Raw genomic sequence first — 19,275 nt, forward strand, 5'->3', positions numbered from 1 at the left:
CGCCGCGGGTCAGCGCGACAACGTGAACGCGCTGACCGGACTCGTCTTCTGATAGAACTTGCCGCCTTCGAACTCCTCGACCGTCACCGCCCAGTAGTAGTCGCCGGGCGGCAGGTGCGCGACCGTGATCCTGTGCGCCTGCAGGCCCATCTGGTCGACGACCGGCGCGCTCAGGTCCTTCGAGCGCGACAGCACGAACCGATAACGCGCATCCTTGCTCGCGCCATTCGGCGACCAGCGGAACTCATAGCCGTTCGGGCCGGGCGACGCGGTCGCGTCGAGCCCCATCAGGCGCCGCTCGAACGCGTAAATGTGCGGCATGCCCTCGAGGCCGTTGTCGTCGATCGCGGCAATCCGGACGAAGTACGTACCGTTCGGCACCTCGCGGAACACCGCGCGCGACGAGACGGTGCGCGTTTCGCTGAACAGCTCCAGCATGCCCGCGTCGCGCGCGAGTTGCAGGTGATAGGCGTGCGCATGCTCGAGCGGCGCGATGTCGAACGTGAGGTCGGGCTCGTCCTGCACCTTGTCGGGATGCGTGAGCGCGGGCGCCGACAGCAGCTGCACCGGTGCGCCGACCGCGCCGGACGACGTCGAGACGCTGCCGAAGTTCGCATGCACGAGCGTCGGATCGGCCGACTGCTGCTTGCCCGCGACGCCGACGGTGCCGTCGAGCACCTCGACGCGCGTCGCCGCGTTGCCGGCGGCGTCGTAGTTCACGCGGAAGCGCGTGCCGCGCACACCGGCCACGACCGACGGCGAGCGGATCTGGAAGCGGTCGTCGCGTTTCTTCAGGTGCGTGACCTCGCTGTCGACCGAGCCGCGCGTGAGTTCGAATTCGCGATCGAGCGTGCCGGTCAGCACGGTGCGGCGCAAGGTCTTCAGGTTGAGCTGACTGTCGGGCGGCAGGCTCATGTGCGTGCCGTCGGCCAGTTCGAGAGTCAGGAAGCCGTTCGCGCCGGTGCGCACGCGGTCGCCCTCGGTGAGCGTCGCATCGCTCACGAGCGGCGCGTATGCGTCGCCGGACGCGCGCTCGGCCGTGCCCTGCACCGCGACGACGCGCGCGGTCAGCTTTTCCTTGCGCAGACGCGCGACGGGCAGCTTCAGCGCGATGCCCGGCTGCAGGCGCTTCGGCGCGGGCACGCCGTTGATCTGCTGCAACAGCTGCCAGTCGTCCGAGCCCTGCAAGTAGCGCGCGGCGACGTCGTACAACGTGTCGCCGGCCTGCGTGCGGTAGACGACCGTCTTGCCCACGGCAGCAGGCGGCTGCGCGACGGCCTGCTGTGCCGCGAACGCGAACGCGACCGCGCACGCCGCATGCAGTGCCACCGCGCGCAAGCGCGCCGTGCGCTGCGTGATTCGCTGGGTCACTCCGGTTCTCCCTGGCCGACCCGCTCGAGCCGGTAGCCGTAGCCGTAGATCGGCGCGAGGCGATAGCCGTTTTCCGGCCGCAGGCCGAGCTTCGTGCGCAGCATCGAGATGTGCGTGTCCATCGTGCGCGACGGAATGTCGGTCGCCTGCTTCCACACGAGATCGAGAATATGCGCGCGCGACAGCGGTCGGTCGAGGTGCTGGAACAGCAGCAGCGCGAGCTCGAATTCCTTCTGCGTGAGACTCACGGCCTTGTCGCCGACGTACGCCTGCTTCAGGTTCACGTCGAAGCGGAACTGGTCGAACTCGCGAACGGTCGCCTCAGCGTTGACCGGATACGCGCGGCGCAGCAGCGAGCCGATGCGCGCGCGCAGGATCGGGCCCGACACGGGCTTGACCACGTAATCGTCGGCGCCGGCGTTGAGGATCTGCGTGATCCCCGCCTCGTCGTCGCGGCTCGTCATGAAGATGATCGGCAGGCTGTGCTCGGTCTGGTTCGCACGCACCCACTTGAGCACTTCCTCGCCGGACATGTCCGGCACGTTCCAGTCGAGCACGAGCAGATCGAACGTCTCGCGCTGCAGACGCTTCTTCAGGGCCTTGCCTTCCTTGAACGCATAGCATGTGTGGCCAGCGGCCGTCAGCGTTTGACTGACGAAATCCGTCTGGGCCGGGTCGTCATCCAGTACAGCAATTCTCATAGCACCCCGCAAATCGAAAACGATTCGTCCAGTTCAGCTCCCCGCGCTCACCCCGCGCAGCACGCGCGCGGCCTTTGACACCGGCCGGCGAGCCGTCGTTTGCCGAGCGCGCAACCTGCGCGGCACGGCCGCCCCAGGGAAATATCTCAAAAACGGGGCACGGACGAACCGGCGATTTCATCATAGTAGTATGAAATTCGCCAAGAAATTGCGCGGACTACGGTCCTTTATTCGAATAATCCTTCCCGTCGCGCGATTGCGCGCCTAGTCGGGGCCCGCCTTGCCGGCCTTCGGCTCGGCCAGATCGTCGGTCGACAGGCGCCGCAGCCGCGCGACCGGGAACGCCTCCGGCAGCCCCAGCATCCGCTCCAGCTGGCCGCGCACGCGCTCCCACGCGGGCGCCGCGTAGTCGGGCTGGCTCGCCGCCCACGTCTGCGCGAGATCGAACACGCGCTCGATCGTTGCGCCGCAATACGTGAGGCCCGCGCCGTCGTCCTGCGCGGCGCCGCGCAGCCGTTCGTCGAGCGATTCGGCCAGCCACGGCATCTCGGCCGCCGCCGAATCGGCATATGCCTCCAGCGCAGCACGCGCGTGGCGATCCCGTTGCGGGTCGAGCTCGATCCGGCTCAACCCCGCCGCGCGTGCGGGCGCGATGCATTCCGCTGCGGACGGACTTCGAATGGTCCCTGGTCTGAAGGACATGTCCTCTCCCCGTTTGTACGACGGTAGCGTCAGGCATGGCCCCCGTGCCAGCCTCGTATGACGTACCGTGGCCGGCGCATCCATCCGAGACGGACGACCGGCCGGGTCAGTATACGTAGCCGACCGTGCGACGAGGTTTAAGAATTGTCAGAGGTGTCAGAGGCGCGGACGGACCGCAACAGGCGCTGCCCGTCCGGTTGCCGCAAGCGGCGCGTGATGCGGGCCGTCAGCGGCGGCGCATCAGGAACACGAACGTCTTGTCCTGGGTCGTCACTTCGACGATCTCGTTGCCCGTCTGCTTCGCGAACGCGGCGAAATCGCGCTGCGAGCCCGGATCGGTCGCGAGCACCTTGAGGATCTGCCCGCTCTCCATATCGGCGAGCGCTTTCTTGGCGCGCAGGATCGGCAACGGGCAATTGAGCCCGCGCGCATCCACTTCCTTGTGAATCTGCATCGGCTGTCGACCTTCGAATAACGCGCCACACGGGCGCGGGAGGAAGCGGCGATTTTACCGCAGCGCGGCCACCCCTGCCCGCGCGGCCGGAGCCCGGCCATACGACCGGCGCGCCCGCCCTCGCCCGTCAGGCGCCCGTGAAACCGCCCGCGAGCCGCTCGCGCAGGTGCCTCACGAGCGCGCGCACCGCGCTCGGCACAACCGGGCTGTACGGCCGGATCGCGAAGATGTGCTCGCCGAACGCGCCCGACGGTCGCCAGCCGTCGAGCAGCGCGACGAGCCGGCCGGCGTCGAGATCGCGCCGCGCGCTGAAATCCGGCAGCAGCGCGATGCCGAGCCCGCCGAGTGCGGCCTCGCGCATTGCCTCGCTGTTGTTCGCCGCGAAGCTGCCGCGCACGGGCACGCTCACGCGCTGGCGCCGGCGGCCGTCCGGCTCGAAGCTCCACGCCGCCGGTTCGTTGTCGCGCAGGTAGCACAGGCAGCTGTGGTCGACGAGCTCGCTCGGGTGGCGCGGCGTGCCGCGCGCGTCGAGGTAGTCCCGGCTCGCGACCAGCAACGAACGCGTGTCGCACAGCTTCCACGCGACGTGGGTTTGCGGCGCGGTCGTCGTATGGCGGATCGCGAGGTCGAAACCCTCCTGCGTCAGCGAATGCAGCCGGTCGGACAGGTCGAGTTCGATATGCACGCCCGGATGCTGCCGCAGGAAATCGGGCAAGTGCGGCACGACCTGCTGGCGCCCCAGCGCGACGGGCGCCGTCACGCGCAGCAGCCCGCGCGGCTCGCCGGCCAGGTCCTTCACGCGCGCGAAGTGCTGGCCGATCGATTCGAACGCGTCGCGCGTGCTGTCGACCAGCGTCTGCCCCGCGTCGGTGAGCCGCACGCTGCGCGTCGTGCGCCGCACCAGCGGCACGCCGGCCGCCTTCTCGAGATCGGCGATGCGCTGGCTCATCGCGGCCTTGCTGATGCCGAGCCGCTGCGCGGCGGCGGTGAAACTGCCTGCCGCCGCCAGCACCGTCAGCGAATGGATATGCGGCCAGAGCGCCTGAACATTTTGCTGATTCATCCGCTGATTATTCAGAATTCTGAACAGTGAATCAAGCTGCGCGGCCTTCTCCCGCCCCGCCGCTTTGCCTAGACTAGGTTCCGTCCACCCCCATATCAGGAGACACGATGAACCCGGTTCCCGCCTACACGTCCGACGCCGACGTCGGCCACTATGTCGACGGCGCGCCCGTTGCCGGCCGCAGCGGCCGCTTCCAGGACGTCCTCAATCCGGCGCTCGGCCGCGCGGTGCGCCGCGTCGCGCTCGCCGGCGACGACGAGGTGCAGCAGGCCGTCGCGTCCGCCCACGCCGCGTTCCCGGCCTGGGCCTCCACGCCCCCGATCCGCCGCGCACGCGTGCTGCACCGCTTCCTGCAGCTGATGAACGAACACCGCGACGCGCTCGCGGCGATCATCACGGCCGAGCACGGCAAGGTGTTCTCCGACGCGCAGGGCGAAGTCGCGCGCGGCATCGACATCATCGAATTCGCATGCGGCGTGCCGCAGCTGCTGAAGGGCGACTTCACCGATCAGGTCAGCACCGGCATCGACAACTGGACGATGCGCCAGCCGCTCGGCGTCGTCGCCGGGATCACGCCGTTCAACTTCCCGTGCATGGTGCCGTGCTGGATGTTCCCGGTCGCGCTCGCGACGGGCAACACGTTCGTGCTGAAGCCGAGCGAACGCGACCCGTCGGCGGCGCTGTTCATGGCCGACCTGCTCACGCAGGCCGGCCTGCCCGCCGGCGTGTTCAACGTCGTGCAGGGCGACAAGGGCGCGGTCGACGCGCTGCTCGACCATCCGGACGTGCAGGCTGTCAGCTTCGTCGGCTCGACGCCGATCGCGGCCTACGTGCAGCAGCGCGCGGTGCAGTCGGGCAAGCGCGTGCAGGCGCTCGGCGGCGCGAAGAACCACCTCGTCGTGATGCCCGACGCGAACATCGAGCAGGCGGTCGACGCGCTGATCGGTGCCGCGTACGGCTCGGCGGGCGAACGCTGCATGGCGATCAGCGTCGCGGTGCTGGTCGGCGACGTGGCCGACAAGATCGTGCCGGCGGTTGCCGAGCGCGCGCGCAAGCTGGTGATCGGCGACGGGATGTCGCCGGAAGTCGAGATGGGCCCGATCGTCACCGGCGAAGCGCTCAAGCGTATCGAAGGCTATATCGAGCAAGGCGTCAGCGAAGGCGCGCAGCTGGTGGTCGACGGGCGCGGGCTGCGCGTGCCGGGCCGCGAGGCGGGTTTCTTCACCGGCGGCACGCTGTTCGATCATGTGACGCCCGACATGCGCATCTACAAGGAAGAAATCTTCGGGCCCGTGCTCGGCTGCGTGCGCGTGAAGGACTTCGGCGAGGCGGTCGACCTGATCAACGCGCACGAGTTCGGCAACGGCGTGTCGTGCTTCACGAGCGACGGCGGCATCGCGCGCGAATTCGCGCGGCGCATCCAGGTCGGCATGGTCGGCATCAACGTGCCAATCCCGGTGCCGATGGCATGGCACGGCTTCGGCGGCTGGAAGAAGAGCCTGTTCGGCGACATGCACGCATACGGCGAGGAAGGCGTGCGCTTCTACACGCGCCAGAAGTCGGTGATGCAGCGCTGGGCGTCGAGCATCGGCAAGGGCGCGGAATTCGCGATGCCGACCGCGAAGTAAGCGCGATGCGCATGCCGCCCGCCGGATGTGCCCGCGGGCGGCACGCATGCGCAAGGCCGGCGTCAGCCGGCCTTCGTGTCGTGGCCGCCGTCGGCGGTCGGCAGGTACGACAGCTCGAGCCGATAGGCGAGCGCCACGAACAGGCTCTGCGCGAGGCCCATCGTCGCGGTCAGCGCACGGAACCCGAACGTCGCGCTGTCCTGCACCATCAGCGTCACCTCCGCCTCCCGCGCCAGCGGGCTCATGCGGCTGTCGGTGATCGCGATCAGGCGCGCGCCGCGCTGCACGGCCTGCTGCGCGACCTGCACCGTCTCGTCCGCATACGGCATGAACGAGATCACGATCATCACGTCGCCCTCGCGCACTGACCGGATCTGCCCGAGATGCATACTGCCGAGCGCGCTGAACAGGCCGATGCGCTTGTCGGTGTGCTGCAGCGCGTAGTCGAGATAGACGGCGATCGGAAACGCGCGGCGCGAGCCGGCGATCCAGATCGCCTGCGTGTCGGCGAGCAGGTCGACGGCCTGCGCGAGCGCCTGCGGGTCGAGCGTCTGCCGCAACTGCTGCATCCCGGCAATGCTGCCCTTGATGAATTCGTCGGCGATCTGCTCGGGTTGCAGGCTCGACGAGCCCGATTCGATCACGTCGCGCAATCGCAGGTTGTACGCGCGGCCCGGCGCGATCTGCTGGGCCAGGCCCTCGCGGAACAATCGCTGCATCTCGGAGAAGCCGGAAAAGCCGAAATGCTTCGCGAACCGCACGACGGCCGACGGCTGGACCCCGCACGCCTCCGCGAGCGACTGGATGCCTTCCAGACCAAGCTGGTCCCGATGCGTTTCCACGTGACGCGCGATCACCTTCAGGCGATTGCTGAGGCCGTCGTACTCCTGCGTCAGATGCTGCAGGAACTGCTCGACGGTGGCGGGAGGTTTCTCGGATGAACTCATCGGATAGCGCGAAGTTGACGGCCCCGATGCGCGCGCGATACCGACGCACGCCGCCCGGGACTCACCTGTACACATGCATGAAGGGCGAATTTAATCACGTTTGCGGCACGGACCGCGCCGCACGCTCGCTCCCACGCGCTCGATCATCACCTGCACACGCTCCACGGCGGTAATGGAAACGATTTTCCAACGCGCGCGCCGTGCCGTAAAGATTAGGGCGTTTACCGACGCGGACGCCGACACCCGCCGCCGCAGGCCGATGCCGCGCGTCGGCCGTCCATGGCTCAACGATAGTCGACCCACACGCCGCCCGCATCGGCGGACCGCACGCAGTTCTCGACCCAGCGCACGCCTTCGACGCCCGCGTGGACGTCCGGAAAGCGGATTTGCTTCAATGCCTGCGCATCGCCGCGGTCGGCCGCGTCCATCGCGAGCGCGAAACGCGCATACAGGTTCGACCACGCTTCGAACAGCCCTTCCGGATGCCCGGCGCCGATGCGATCCTCGCGCAAGGCGTGCGGATGCAGATAGCCCATTCCGCGATCGAGAACCTGCGCGGGCTGCCCCTGGATTTCGTAGCGCAACTGGTTCGGATGTTCGTCCCACCATTCGACGCTCGCCTTCGAGCCGATCACGCGCACCTTCTGCCCGTGCATCGAGCCCGCGTTCACCGCGCTCGACCAGACGTAGCCGATCGCGCCCGTGTCGTATTCCATGATCGTGAACGCGTTGTCCTCGAGCGGCGCGCGGCTCTTCACGAAGCTTTGCCGCGAGCACATCAGGCGGCGGATCTTCAGCTCGGGCGCCATCACTTCCGAGATGTACAGCGGATGCGTGCCGATGTCGCCGAGCACGTAGCTCGGGCCCGCGAACTTCGGGTCGACGCGCCAGCGGGCGGCCGCGCTCGCGGCCTCGACGCCCTCGCTGTGGAAGCCGTGCGCGAACTGCATCTGCACGATGCGGATCTCGCCGAGATCGCCGCGCGCGATCATTTCGCGCGCCTGCTCGATCATCTGGTGACCTGAATAACCGTACGCGACGCCGACGATGCGATTCTTCTCGACCGACAGCCGCTGCAGCGTCTCGGCCTCCTCGGTCGTGAAGCACAGCGGTTTCTCGCACACGACATGCAGCCCCGCGTTCAGCGCCGCGCGGCAAATTTCGAAGTGCGTATTGTTCGGTGTCGCGATGGACACCGCGCGAATGCCGTCGGCGCGCTTCGCCTCGGCCTCGAACATCGTCCGATAGTCGGAATAGCAGCGCTCGGCGTCGACGCCGAGCTTCACACCGAACTGCCGGCCGCGCTCGGCATCGATGTCGAATGCGCCGGCGACCAGCCGAAAACTGCCGTCGCGCAACGCGGCCGACCGGTGGCTGTAGCCGATCTGGCTGCCGAGCCCGCCGCCGACCATGCCCCAGGGAATCGAATGTCCGAGCAGAATCTGTCCGTCGATCATGATTGTCGTGTTCCTGTCCGTGTTCAGTGTTCAGAATGTCGGGCCGACGGCCGATTACGCGAATCCGGCCGACGCGAGAAACGCGCGGCTCGCCGCGACGTCGCGTAGGCTCGTGCCGGCGTTGCGCGGATCGCGCTCCTGTTCGATCGTGATGTAGCCCGCATAGCCGATGTCGTCGAGCGCGCGACGGATCGCTCGGTAGTCGAGCACGCCATTGCCGATCGGGCACATCACGCCGCGCGCGCACGCCGCGAAGAACGCAATGTGTTCGCCCATCACCGCGTGATACACGGCCGCGTCGATATCCTTGAAATGCACGTAGTCGAGCCGCGCCGCGTGACGGCGCAGCCACGTCTCGGGATCCATCCCCGAGTAGTACAGGTGCCCGGTGTCGAGACAGAGGCCCGCCGTATCGGCGGCGATGTCGGCGACGATCCGGTCGATCTCGTCCGCGAACTCGATGTAGCCGCCCGCATGCGGATGGATCACCGCGCGCACGCCGAATTCGTCGCGCGCGATCGTCGCGATCTCGCGAATGTGGTCGACCATGCGCGCCCAGCGTTCGTCGGACAGGCGCGGCGCACGATCGGCATGGCCGGCCGCGTAGTCGCGTTCGTCGTGCCCCCAGTCCATCACGACCAGATACGGCGCCGCATGGCGCTGACCCGGCTGCGTCGGCAACTTCGGCAAGCGCGAGATCAGCGCGCAAATCTCGCGCGTCTGGCGCAGCAGGTTCGGCAGGTTCTCCGGCGACACCAGGTCGTCGAAGATCGTGCCGGCGGTGATGCTCAAGCGCTGCCGTTCGAGCTCGGCGCTCACCACGTCGAGCTCGAGCGAGATGTAGCCGTACGGGCCGAGCTCGATGCCCGAATAGCCGGCCTCTGCAGCTTCGGCGAGCACGCGCCGCCACGGCGGCAGGTGCGGGTTCTTCACATCGTCGACGCCCCAGCAGCAGGGCGCGCAGCCAATCTTCATCGTCATGTCGGTCGGTTCATCAGGAAAGCGGCGCGCGGCCGCGAGCGTGGCCGCATGGACATGCGGCCCGGTATCAGCTTGTTCAGCCGGTTCAGCCGCGATAAAACGCAGGGCGTTCGGCCATCGCGATCGGCTCGACCGCCCCGCTCTGCTGCGCGCGCACGCACGCATCGGCCGCGACTGCCGCCGCATAGCCGTCCCATGCGGACGGGCCGGTCAGCGCCCCCTGTCGCACGCCGTCGATGAACGCCTGCAGCTCGACGTCGTACGACGCGATGAAGCGCTCTTTCCAGTCGGTCATGATCTCGACCGACTGCCGCGCCGCATGCTTGAGCCCGACCGCGGGCGGATCGGGCAGCTTCGCGATGCCGTTCTCGCCGACCACCTCGCATTGGATGTCATAGCCGTACTGGCAGTTGACGAAGATCTCGACGTCGATGCGCACGCCGCTCGCGGTTTCGAGCAGCACGATCTGCGGATCGGCGAGATGCGCGCTCGCATGACGCGTCTTCTTCGGGTAGACGACCTGCGCGCTCGTGTAGTCCTCGCCGAGGAGCCAGCGCAGCACGTCGAGCTCGTGGATCAGCGTGTCGGTGATCGCCATGTCGGTCGTATAGCGCTCGCCGACCGACTGGTTGCGGTGCGCGCAATGCAGCATCAGCGGCGCGCCGATCTCGCCGCCGTCGATCACGCGCTTCAGCGCGCGATAGCCTTCGTCGTACGGCCGCATGAAGCCGACCTGCACGAGCCGCTTGCCGTGCGCGACCTCGGCCTCGACGATGCGCATGCAACCGTCGGCCGTCACCGCGAGCGGCTTCTCGCAGAACACCGGCTTGCCGTGCGCGATCGCGTCGAGCACGAACGCTTCGTGCGTCGGCCCCCACGACGTGACGAGCACGGCCTGCACGTCGGCGGCCGCGACCACCTCGTGGCCGTCGCCGTAGATTTCCGCGTCGAGCCCGTACTTCGTCACCGCGTCGCGCGCCTGCTGCGGATCGATGTCGTTGACGGCCACCACGCGCGCGCCGGACAGCGTGCGCGTGAGCCTGCGGATATGGTCCTGGCCGATCGCGCCGCAGCCGATCACGCCGATTTGCAAGGTCATCCGGATATCTCCAGTCTGTCGTTCATCAACGGCACGGCCCGTGCCGCGCCGGTCAGCAATTCCAGGCGGGTCAGCGCGCGGTCGCCCGTTCGAAATGGCGCTCGACGTAGCGCTGGATCGTGTCGCGCATGTAGCGCGACGATGCTTCGGCGCGGTCCTCCCACGCGAACACGCACGACGACATCACGCCGTCGAAGCCGACGCTGCCGAGTGCGCGGAAAAACACGTCCCAGTCGATCTCGCCCTGCCCGATGTCGAGATGCTGGTGCACGCGGATCTGATTCGAGCCCGGCGGGTTCACGATGTAGCGTAGCTGGCTGCTCTTGCGGTGATCGAAGGTGTCGGCCACGCGCACGTGCGCGAGGATCGGCGCGGCGGCCGCGATCATCGCCGCCATGTCGTCGCCGTAGTAGAACGTGTGCGGCGCGATGTACGACAGTTTCAGCGACGGCGAGCCGATGTTCGTGACGATGTCGATCGCCGGCTGCAGCTGCTCGATCCAGTCCTCCGGATGCGGCTCGACCGACAGCACGATGCGTTCGCGCTCGAGGATCGGCAGCAGCTCGTCCATCGAACGGAACCACGCGGCTTCGCACAGCTCCTTCGGGTTCGCGCCCGGCCGTTCGCCGACCGAGCGCTCCGGCGACGCGCCGCGCCCGAATTCGGACACCATCAGCGGGCATTCCATCTCGAGCGCGACCTCGATCGCCTTCTTCCAGCAGCGCACGGCCCACTGCCGCTCGTCGTCGAACGGGCTGGCCCAGCGGTACATCGGCTGCAGCGACGCGAGGCCCACGCCGCTTGCGCGCAACGCGTGCCGGAACGCGGCCATGCGCTCGCGCGTCGCGCGCGGCATCACCCACCAGTCGAGAAAGTCGCTGCGCGGCGACAGCTCGATCTGATCGTAGCCGAGCTCGGCGACGGCATGCGGCAGCCGGTCGAGCGGCAGGTGACGAATCATGTAGGGATCCAGAGCGATCTTCATCTTCTTCCCGGAAGGTTGAGCATTCGGCCGTGGCGAATCAGCGCCGCGACTTCTTGTTGCGATACTGGTCGGCGATCACGGCCGCGACGATGATCGCGCCCTTGACCATTTCCTGGTAATACGCGTCGATCCGGATGAACGTGAAGCCCGACGTCATCACGCCGAGGATCAGCACGCCGATCACGGTGCCCGTCACGCGCCCGAGACCGCCCGACAGCGACGTGCCGCCGATCACGACGGCCGCGATCGCGTCGAGCTCGTACATCACGCCCATGCCCGACTGGCCGGAGATCGCACGCGCGGCCGTCACGGTGCCCGCGATCCCGCTCAGCAGGCCCGCGATCGCATAGACGAACACCAGGTGGCGCGTCACGTTGATGCCCGACACGACGGCCGCGTGGCGGTTCGCGCCGATCGCATACGTGTACTTGCCGAAGCGCGTGTAGCGCAGCACGACGTGGAAGATCGCCGCCACCACGACGAAGATGATCACCGGGTTCGCGCCCGCGCCGATCGCCGCGAACTGGTCGGTCAGCATCGACACCGGCATCCCGTTGGTGAACCACTTCGCGAAGCCGCGCGCGGCAACCATCGTGCCGAGCGTCGCGATGAACGGGGGGATCCCCGTCAGCGCGATCAGCGAGCCGTTCAGAAGGCCGACCAGCAGGCCGACGCACACGCCGGCCAGCACCGGCCAGATGATCGGCAGGTCGGTCAGGTGCGGGAACACCGCGCGCGGAAAATCGGACACCTGTGCGAGGCTGGCCGACACGACGGCCGCCGCGGCGACGACCGACCCCGACGACAGGTCGATCCCGCTGGTGATGATCACGAGGTTCACGCCGACTGCGATGATGCCGATCACGGCCATCTGCAACACGATGATCTCGAGCCGCTCCGCGTTGAACAGGAAGCTCTGGCCGACGACGAGCCAGCCGATCACCTCGAAGAACAGGCTGATGCCCACCAGCACGAGGAAGATGCTCAGTTCGGGCGGCCACTTCGCGTGCCGCGTCTTGATCGTCATGGACTGCGCGTCCGCGACCGGGTTCAGGTTGCCCATTTCAGTTGTCTCCATGCTTGTTGCGGCTCAGCGCGAGGCCAGGTCCATGATGCGGACCTGGTCGGCGTCCTTGCGCTCGACGATGCCGGTCATCCGGCCTTCGTGCATCACCATCACGCGGTCGCTCATGCCGAGCACTTCCGGCATTTCCGACGAGATCATCAGAACCGCGACGCCCTTGCCGGCAAGCGCGCTGACGAGCCGGTGGATCTCGGCCTTCGCGCCGACGTCGATCCCGCGCGTCGGCTCGTCGAGGATCAGGATGCGCGGTTGCGTCAGCAACCATCTGCCGATCAGCACCTTCTGCTGGTTGCCGCCCGACAGGTTCTGGATTTCCTCGTGCAGCCCCGGCGTCTTCACGCGCAGCATCCGGCTCATTTCCTCGCAATCGCGCTTCAGCTGCGCCTGCCGCACGAAATTGAACTTCACGTAGCGGTTGCTGAGCACCGCCGCTTCCATGTTCGCGAGCAGGTCGAGATTCAGGAAGCAACCGGTGTCCTTGCGGTCCTCGGTGAGGAACGCCATCCCGTGCTTCATCGCCTGCGCGGGCGTGGAAATTCGCACCGGCTTGCCGTCGATCCGGATCTCGCCCGCAGTCGCCGGCACGACGCCGAACAGCGCCTCCGCGACGTTCGAGCGCCCCGAGCCGACGAGGCCCGCGACGCCGAGGATCTCGCCCGCGCGCAGCTCGAAGCTGACGTCGCGGAACACGCCGTCGACGCCGAGGTTCTTCACGGCCAGCACGACGTCGCCGATCGGCACCTCCTCCTTCGGGAACATCTGCGTGATCTCGCGGCCGACCATCATCCGGATGATGTCGTCGCGCGTGACGTCGGTCGACGCATGCGTGCCGATGTACTTGCCGTCGCGGAACACCGAGAACTCGTCGGCGATCTCGAACAGCTCGTTCATCTTGTGCGTGATGTAGACGATGCCCTTGCCCTGCTCGCGCAGCTGGCGAATGATCCGGAACAGGTGCGTGACTTCCTTGTCGGTCAGCGCGGAGGTCGGCTCGTCCATGATCAGCACGTCCGAGTCGAACGACACCGCCTTCGCGATCTCGACCATCTGGCGGCTCGCGACCGTCAGCGTGCGTACGTCGGCTTCGGGGTCGATGTCGATCGACAGCCGCTCGAACAGCGCGGCGGTGCGGCGGCGCAGCTCGGCGTGATCGATCAGGCCGAAGCGGTTCTTCGGTTCGCGGCGGATCCAGATGTTCTCCGCGACCGTCATGTACGGCATCAGGTTGAGTTCCTGGTGGATCATCGCGATCCCGCGATCGAGCGCGTCGAGCGGACCGCTCAGCACGACCGGCTCACCGTTGATCAGGATCTCGCCCTGGTCGGGCGTGTAGACGCCGGCGATGATCTTCATCAGCGTCGACTTGCCGGCGCCGTTCTCGCCCATCAGCGCATGCACGGTGCCGCGGCGCACGCGGAACTGCACGCCGTCGAGCGCGACGACGCCGGGAAACGACTTGCCGACGCCGCGCACCTCGAGCAGGCAATCGTCGACGGGCGCACCGGACGAACCCGACGCGGCGAACGAGGCGGCCGGCGCGCTTTCGCTGGCCATCGAGCGCGCCATCCTGGCTGTAAACATGGACGTTCCTCGAAAGTCACACGCGAACCCGGACGCGCCGGGCTCGCGCAGTTCAGCGGAAAAACCGGTCAGTGCTTCGCGTACTGGTTCATGTTCTCCGGCGTGACCAGCTCGAACGGCACGTTCACGTAGCGGTCGACCGGCTGCTTCTTCGCGAGCTTCAGCGCGGTCGCGACGGCCTGCGCCCCCTGCCCGGCCGCGTTCTGGTACACGGACACCTTCAGGTCGCCGCTCTTCATCGCCGCGAGCCCGTCCGGCGTCGCGTCGATGCCCGCGACGACCGTCTTCGGCGTCAGCTTGCGCGCGGCCTTCAGCGCGTTGATCGCGCCGATCGCCATTTCGTCGTTGTTCGACACGATCGCATCGAACTTCGTCCCGGAGCTCAGCCAGTTCATCGTGATGTCCTGGCCCTGCGTGCGGCTCCACTTGCCTTCGCGCTTGTCGACGATCTTCATGCCGGAACAGTCCTTGGTCGCGATCACGTCCTCGATGTCCTTGGTGCGCGCGCGCGCCGACTCGTTGGACAGCTCGCCCATCAGCACGAGGATGTCGCCCTTGCCGCCGAGCAGCTTGCACACCTGGCGCGCCTGCAGCGTGCCCGACTGCTTCTCGTCGGACGCGACCACCGCGACGCCGGCCGGCAGCTTGTCGAAATCGACCGGCTTGCGGTTCACGTAGACGAGCGGAATCTTCGCGGCGGTCACCATCTTCGTGATCTTCGGCGTCGCGTCGGTGTCGACCGCATTCACGATGATCGCGTCGACCTTCTGCGCGATCATGTTCTGGACCTGGCTCAACTGCTTGCCGACGTCGTTGCTGCCGTCCTCGATCTGTACGGTCGCGCCGTCCTTCTTCGCCGCGTCGCCGATGCTGTTGCGCAGGATCGTCAGGAACGTGTCGTCGAACGATGCCATCGTCACGCCGATCTTCTCGGCATGCGCGAGCGGCATGGCCAGGATCGCGGCGGCCGCGGCGGCCATCAGCTTGGTCTTCATGATCACTCTGTCTCCTCATCTCCGGGGGGCGGAAAACGGCGCGTTGCGCGCCGCCGGGCCGAGTCCGATAACGGACTGAAGCATCCGGATGAAACTGTAGATCACTTCGTCGAAAATTTGGAAATTTATTTCTACGTGATTTCACCTAGGGAACTGGATTTCCAAAAAGTCTAGACTCCGTTCCGTAGCCCGAGTCGTTGCGGCACGCGCATTCGCGTCGCGTCGCGACATGCGACGAAGATCCGTCGCTGGATCGGTCCCCAATCCGCCGGCAAGGTCGAACGCCGGCCGCGAGCGTGATACGTGATATGAGCCCGTTGAACTTTCCGACTGACCGCCCCATCGATCTCGCCTGCCTCGGCCGCGTCGCCGTGGACCTTTACGCGCAACAGTACGGCAGCCGCCTGGAAGACGCGCGCAGCTTCCAGATGTATCTCGGCGGCTCGTCGGGCAACGTCGCGTTCGGCGTCGCCCGGCTCGGGCTGAAGACCGCGATGATCTCGCGCGTCGGCGACGAGCAGATGGGCCGCTTCGTGCGCGAGACGCTCGAGCGCGAAGGCTGCGACACGAGCCAGCTGCAGACGGATCCGGAACGGCTGACCGCGCTGGTGCTGCTCGGTCTGAAGGATCGCGACACGTTTCCGCTGCTGTTCGTGCGCGAGAACTGCGCGGACATGGCCGTGCGCGCCGACGAAATTCGCGAGAACTTCATCGCCGGTTGCCGCGCGCTCGCGATCACCGGCACCCATCTGTCGACGCCGGGCACCCGCGAGGCATCGCTGACCGCGCTCGGCTACGCGCGCCGCCACGGTGTCGTGCGCATTCTCGACATCGACTACCGGCCGGTGCTGTGGGGGCTGACCGCGCGCGGCGCGGGCGAGAACCGCTACGTGCCGGACGCGCAGGTCACGCGCCAGCTGCAGCAGGTGCTCGGCGAGTTCGACCTGCTGGTTGGCACCGAGGAGGAATTCCTGATCGCGGGCGGCGTGCCGCACGACCTGATCGCATCGCTGCAGGCCGTGCGTCGCGCGAGCGGCGCGGCGCTGGTGGTCAAGCGCGGTGCGCTCGGCTGCTGCGTGATCGAGGGCGAGATCCCCGCCCGCATCGAGGATGCGCCGACCTTCCACGGCGAACGCGTCGACGTGCTGAACGTGCTCGGCGCGGGCGACGCGTTCCTGTCCGGCCTGCTGTCCGGGCTGCTGCGCGGGCGCGACTGGGCCGAATCGACGCGCATCGCGAACGCGTGCGGCGCGATCGTCGTATCGCGCCACGCGTGTTCCGCCGCGATGCCGACGCCGGCCGAACTCGCGCACTGGTTCGGCGGCAGCCGCAATCCCCGGGTGGACGCCGATCGCACGCTCGCGCACCTGCACCGCGTGACGGTGCCGCGCCGCGAATGGGACGACCTGTGCGTGATGGCGTTCGACCATCGCAGCCAGTTCTACGAACTCGCGGTGCAGGCCGGCGCGGACGAGGCGCGGATCAAGACGCTGAAGCGCCTGCTCGTGCGCGCGGCCGAACAGGTCGAGCGCGATCGCCATATCGAAGGCCACGTCGGCGTGCTGATCGACGGCGGCGCATACGGCAGCGACGCGCTCGCGTCGGCCACCGGCCGCGGCTGGTGGGTCGGGCGCCCGGTCGAACTGCCCGGCTCGCGGCCGCTGTGTTTCGACGACACGCGCTCGGTCGGCTCGTCGCTCACGCACTGGCCGACCGAGCAGGTCGTGAAGTGCCTCGTCCACTACCACCCGGACGACGACGTGGACCTGCGCGTCGCGCAGGAGCAACGCGTGCTGGAGCTGTGGGAAGCCACGCGCGCGAGCGGCAACGAGTTGCTGCTGGAAATCATTCCGCCGCGCGCCGTCACACCGGCCGGCACCGAGGACGACGCGGTGCTGCGCACGGTCGCGCGCTTCTACAACCTCGGCGTGATGCCCGAGTGGTGGAAGCTCGCGCCGATGAGCGCCGACGGCTGGGCGCGGCTCGAAGCGCTCGTAGCCGAGCGCGATCCGTACTGCCGCGGCGCGGTGATCCTCGGGCTGAACCAGCCGTTGCAGTATCTCGTCGACAGTTTCCGCTCGGCGACCAACCCGATCGTCAAGGGCTTCATGGTCGGCCGTACGCTGTGGGCCGACGCGTCGCTGCACTGGCTCGCCGGCCGGATCGACGACCAGGCGCTGATCGACGAAGTGGCCGGCAATTTCGCGCAGCTGGTCGACGCCTGGCTCGGCCGCCGTGCCGCCGCGCGCGCCGCGGCGGCAGCCTGATGCAGATGTCCGTGATGACCACCCGACTCCTCCTGATCGACAGACGATGACCACCACCGTGAGACTGACCGTCAGCCAGGCGCTCGTGCGCTACCTGGCCGCCCTGCGCGCCGAAGTCGTCCAGCCGGACGGCCGCACCGAAATCCTGCCGTACTGCGGCGGCGTGTTCGCGATTTTCGGGCACGGCAACGTGGCCGGGCTCGGCGAGGCGCTGCACGCCGAAAAGGACCGGCTGCCGACGTTCCGCGCGCACAACGAGCAAGGCATGGCGAATGCGGCCGTCGCGTTCGCGAAAGCGAATTTCCGCCAGCGGATGATGGCCGCGACGTCGAGCATCGGCCCCGGCGCGACCAACATGCTGACCTCCGCCGCGCTCGCGCACGTCGGCCGGCTGCCGCTGTTGCTGCTGCCCGGCGACGTGTTCGTGTCGCGGTTGCCCGACCCGGTGCTGCAGCAGGTCGAGGATTTCGAACAGGGCGACGTCAGCGCGAACGACTGCTTCCGGCCGGTGACGCGCTACTTCGACCGGATCACGTCGCCGGAACAGCTGCTCGTCGCGCTGCCGCGCGCGATCCAGGTGATGACCGACCCCGCGCAGTGCGGGCCCGTGTGCCTCGCGCTGCCGCAGGACGTGCAGACCTTCGCGTACGACTGGCCGGAAGATTTCTTCGCGCCGCCGGTGATCCGGATGCGCCGGCCGCCCGCCGACGCGCTCGAACTCGCGGACGCGCTGGACGTGCTGAAGGCCGCGAAGAAGCCGCTGATCGTCGCCGGCGGCGGCGTGCTGTACAGCCAGGCATGGGACGCGCTGCGCACGTTCGCCGACACGCACGGCGTGCCGGTCGCCGAATCGCAGGCCGGCAAGGGCAGCCTCGCGTGGGACCACCCGCTGAACCTCGGCTCGATCGGCGTGACGGGCTCGCCCGCCGCGAACCGCGCGGCCGCGCAGGCCGACGTAGTGTTCGCGGTCGGCACGCGCCTGCAGGACTTCACGACCGGCTCGCACGCGCTGTTCGGCAACGCGACGCTGCTGAGCCTGAACGTGCAACCGTTCGACGCGGGCAAGAAGCGCGGCCGGCAATTGATCGCCGACGCGCGCACCGGCCTCGGCCAGTTGTCGGCCGCGCTCGCGGGCTGGCAGGCGGATGCGGCGTGGACCGCCGCGAACCGCGACCAGGCCGCCGCGTGGAACGCACGCGTGACCGAGCTGACCACGCGCGTGCCGAAGGACACGCTGCCGTACGACGCGGAAGTGATCGGCGCGGTGCGCGACTCCGCGGCCGACGCGGGGCGCGACAGCGCGCGCGACGATCTCGTCGTGTGCGCGGCCGGCACGTTGCCGGCCGAGCTGCACAAGCTGTGGCGCAGCGGCGTGCCGGGCAACTATCACATGGACTACGCGTACTCGTGCATGGGCTACGAGGTCGCGGGCGGCCTCGGCGCGAAGCTCGCGCGGCCCGAGCGCGAAGTGATCGTGATCGTCGGCGACGGCTCGTACATGATGCTCAACGCGGAGCTCGCGACGTCCGTGATGCTCGGCCGCAAGATCATCGTCGTGATCCTCGACAACCGCGGCTACGGCTGCATCGAGCGGCTGCAACTGAACTGCGGCGGCGCGAGCTTCAACAACATGCTCGACGACTGCGTGCCCGAGGGCGGCGAGCGCTCGACGATCGACTTCGCGATGCATGCGCGCGCGATGGGCGCCGAAGCCGTGCACGTGCGCGACGTCGGCGAGCTGCGCAGCGAAATGAAGCGTGCGCGCGCGGCGAAGACGAGCCAGGTCATCGTGATCGACACGACGCACGAGCGCACGACCGCGGACGGCGGCGCATGGTGGGAAGTCGCGGTGCCGCAGGTGTCCGCGCGCGCCGGCGTCGGCGATGCGCATCGCGCGTATCTCGACGCGAAAACCCGGCAGCGGCGCTGACACGCTCTCCGTTTCAATCCTCCGCCCCGC

16 protein-coding genes are annotated in these 19,275 nt (G+C 68.1%); 3 read left to right on the forward strand and 13 right to left on the reverse strand.

All coding sequences use genetic code 11. The features are described from left to right. Positions 1 to 9: 9 nt before the first annotated feature. From WS87_RS10840 to WS87_RS10860, 5 genes are all read right to left on the reverse strand, one after another. The gene (locus WS87_RS10840) at positions 10 to 1,371 is read right to left on the reverse strand and encodes a FecR family protein (protein ID WP_059817996.1); all 1,362 of its coding nucleotides are present in this window, start codon (positions 1,369 to 1,371) and stop codon (positions 10 to 12) included. Continuing rightward, positions 1,368 to 2,072 carry a response regulator transcription factor gene (locus WS87_RS10845; RefSeq protein WP_006402120.1) on the reverse strand — a complete coding sequence of 235 codons (705 nt, stop codon included), beginning with the start codon at positions 2,070 to 2,072 and terminating at the stop codon, positions 1,368 to 1,370. The genes WS87_RS10840 and WS87_RS10845 overlap by 4 nt, the downstream gene beginning before the upstream one ends. Positions 2,073 to 2,336: 264 nt before the next feature. Then, positions 2,337 to 2,774 carry a hypothetical protein gene (locus tag WS87_RS10850; protein ID WP_059817993.1) on the reverse strand — a complete coding sequence of 146 codons (438 nt, stop codon included), beginning with the start codon at positions 2,772 to 2,774 and terminating at the stop codon, positions 2,337 to 2,339. Positions 2,775 to 3,000: 226 nt separating this feature from the next. After that, a complete protein-coding gene (locus tag WS87_RS10855) occupies positions 3,001 to 3,228 on the reverse strand; it encodes a sulfurtransferase TusA family protein (RefSeq protein ID WP_006753156.1) in 228 nt (75 codons plus the stop codon). 127 nt (positions 3,229 to 3,355) lie between these two features. After that, on the reverse strand, positions 3,356 to 4,291 hold the full coding sequence (locus WS87_RS10860; RefSeq protein WP_059817991.1) for a LysR family transcriptional regulator: 936 nt from the start codon (positions 4,289 to 4,291) through the stop codon (positions 3,356 to 3,358). 107 nt (positions 4,292 to 4,398) lie between these two features. On the opposite strand from WS87_RS10860, the gene WS87_RS10865 reads away from it, so the two are divergent. Then, positions 4,399 to 5,919 carry a CoA-acylating methylmalonate-semialdehyde dehydrogenase gene (locus WS87_RS10865; RefSeq protein WP_059817989.1) on the forward strand — a complete coding sequence of 507 codons (1,521 nt, stop codon included), beginning with the start codon at positions 4,399 to 4,401 and terminating at the stop codon, positions 5,917 to 5,919. Between the two features lie 62 nt (positions 5,920 to 5,981). On the opposite strand, the gene WS87_RS10870 is transcribed toward WS87_RS10865, so the two are convergent. From WS87_RS10870 to WS87_RS10905, 8 genes are all read right to left on the reverse strand, one after another. Beyond that, a complete protein-coding gene (locus tag WS87_RS10870) occupies positions 5,982 to 6,866 on the reverse strand; it encodes a MurR/RpiR family transcriptional regulator (protein ID WP_059524114.1) in 885 nt (294 codons plus the stop codon). Between the two features lie 284 nt (positions 6,867 to 7,150). Further along, on the reverse strand, positions 7,151 to 8,323 hold the full coding sequence (locus WS87_RS10875) for a Gfo/Idh/MocA family protein (protein ID WP_059817987.1): 1,173 nt from the start codon (positions 8,321 to 8,323) through the stop codon (positions 7,151 to 7,153). A gap of 54 nt (positions 8,324 to 8,377) precedes the next feature. Beyond that, positions 8,378 to 9,304, reverse strand: a complete 927-nt coding sequence (locus WS87_RS10880; RefSeq protein ID WP_059817985.1) for a TIM barrel protein — start codon at positions 9,302 to 9,304, stop codon at positions 8,378 to 8,380. An 85-nt stretch (positions 9,305 to 9,389) separates the two neighbouring features. After that, entirely contained in the window at positions 9,390 to 10,403 is a 1,014-nt protein-coding gene (locus WS87_RS10885) for a Gfo/Idh/MocA family protein (protein ID WP_059524106.1), read from the reverse strand. Between the two features lie 70 nt (positions 10,404 to 10,473). Next, the gene (locus WS87_RS10890; RefSeq protein WP_059817984.1) at positions 10,474 to 11,388 is read right to left on the reverse strand and encodes a sugar phosphate isomerase/epimerase family protein; all 915 of its coding nucleotides are present in this window, start codon (positions 11,386 to 11,388) and stop codon (positions 10,474 to 10,476) included. Positions 11,389 to 11,425: 37 nt separating this feature from the next. Further along, positions 11,426 to 12,451, reverse strand: coding sequence for an ABC transporter permease (locus tag WS87_RS10895; RefSeq protein WP_014722872.1), 1,026 nt, complete (start codon positions 12,449 to 12,451; stop codon positions 11,426 to 11,428). Positions 12,452 to 12,478: 27 nt separating this feature from the next. Continuing rightward, a complete protein-coding gene (locus WS87_RS10900; RefSeq protein ID WP_059817982.1) occupies positions 12,479 to 14,053 on the reverse strand; it encodes a sugar ABC transporter ATP-binding protein in 1,575 nt (524 codons plus the stop codon). 68 nt (positions 14,054 to 14,121) lie between these two features. Then, positions 14,122 to 15,048 carry a sugar ABC transporter substrate-binding protein gene (locus WS87_RS10905; RefSeq protein WP_059817979.1) on the reverse strand — a complete coding sequence of 309 codons (927 nt, stop codon included), beginning with the start codon at positions 15,046 to 15,048 and terminating at the stop codon, positions 14,122 to 14,124. Between the two features lie 308 nt (positions 15,049 to 15,356). Here WS87_RS10905 and WS87_RS10910 point away from each other — a divergent pair, with 308 nt between their 5' ends. Both WS87_RS10910 and iolD read left to right on the forward strand, forming a co-directional pair. Next, on the forward strand, positions 15,357 to 17,315 hold the full coding sequence (locus tag WS87_RS10910; RefSeq protein WP_059817977.1) for a bifunctional 5-dehydro-2-deoxygluconokinase/5-dehydro-2-deoxyphosphogluconate aldolase: 1,959 nt from the start codon (positions 15,357 to 15,359) through the stop codon (positions 17,313 to 17,315). Between the two features lie 46 nt (positions 17,316 to 17,361). Further along, positions 17,362 to 19,245: a 3D-(3,5/4)-trihydroxycyclohexane-1,2-dione acylhydrolase (decyclizing) gene (gene iolD, locus WS87_RS10915; protein ID WP_059817975.1), complete on the forward strand. Its 1,884-nt coding sequence runs from the start codon at positions 17,362 to 17,364 to the stop codon at positions 19,243 to 19,245. Positions 19,246 to 19,275 lie beyond the last annotated feature (30 nt).

It is taken from the genome of Burkholderia sp. MSMB0856 (assembly GCF_001524645.2).
GTDB classification, from domain to species: domain Bacteria; phylum Pseudomonadota; class Gammaproteobacteria; order Burkholderiales; family Burkholderiaceae; genus Burkholderia; species Burkholderia diffusa.

Excerpts from the sequence above, each read along its gene's own strand:
- WS87_RS10890 (WP_059817984.1), bottom strand. The coding sequence starts at position 11,388 with ATGAAGATCGCTCTGGATCCCTACATGATTCGTCACCTGCCGCTCGAC.
- WS87_RS10845 (WP_006402120.1), bottom strand. The coding sequence starts at position 2,072 with ATGAGAATTGCTGTACTGGATGACGACCCGGCCCAGACGGATTTCGTC.
- WS87_RS10905 (WP_059817979.1), bottom strand. The coding sequence starts at position 15,048 with ATGAAGACCAAGCTGATGGCCGCCGCGGCCGCCGCGATCCTGGCCATG.
- WS87_RS10855 (WP_006753156.1), bottom strand. The coding sequence starts at position 3,228 with ATGCAGATTCACAAGGAAGTGGATGCGCGCGGGCTCAATTGCCCGTTG.
- WS87_RS10875 (WP_059817987.1), bottom strand. The coding sequence starts at position 8,323 with ATGATCGACGGACAGATTCTGCTCGGACATTCGATTCCCTGGGGCATG.
- WS87_RS10880 (WP_059817985.1), bottom strand. The coding sequence starts at position 9,304 with ATGACGATGAAGATTGGCTGCGCGCCCTGCTGCTGGGGCGTCGACGAT.
- WS87_RS10865 (WP_059817989.1), top strand. The coding sequence starts at position 4,399 with ATGAACCCGGTTCCCGCCTACACGTCCGACGCCGACGTCGGCCACTAT.
- WS87_RS10910 (WP_059817977.1), top strand. The coding sequence starts at position 15,357 with ATGAGCCCGTTGAACTTTCCGACTGACCGCCCCATCGATCTCGCCTGC.
- WS87_RS10885 (WP_059524106.1), bottom strand. The coding sequence starts at position 10,403 with ATGACCTTGCAAATCGGCGTGATCGGCTGCGGCGCGATCGGCCAGGAC.
- WS87_RS10870 (WP_059524114.1), bottom strand. The coding sequence starts at position 6,866 with ATGAGTTCATCCGAGAAACCTCCCGCCACCGTCGAGCAGTTCCTGCAG.
- WS87_RS10900 (WP_059817982.1), bottom strand. The coding sequence starts at position 14,053 with ATGTTTACAGCCAGGATGGCGCGCTCGATGGCCAGCGAAAGCGCGCCG.
- iolD (WP_059817975.1), top strand. The coding sequence starts at position 17,362 with ATGACCACCACCGTGAGACTGACCGTCAGCCAGGCGCTCGTGCGCTAC.
- WS87_RS10895 (WP_014722872.1), bottom strand. The coding sequence starts at position 12,451 with ATGGGCAACCTGAACCCGGTCGCGGACGCGCAGTCCATGACGATCAAG.
- WS87_RS10860 (WP_059817991.1), bottom strand. The coding sequence starts at position 4,291 with ATGAATCAGCAAAATGTTCAGGCGCTCTGGCCGCATATCCATTCGCTG.
- WS87_RS10850 (WP_059817993.1), bottom strand. The coding sequence starts at position 2,774 with ATGTCCTTCAGACCAGGGACCATTCGAAGTCCGTCCGCAGCGGAATGC.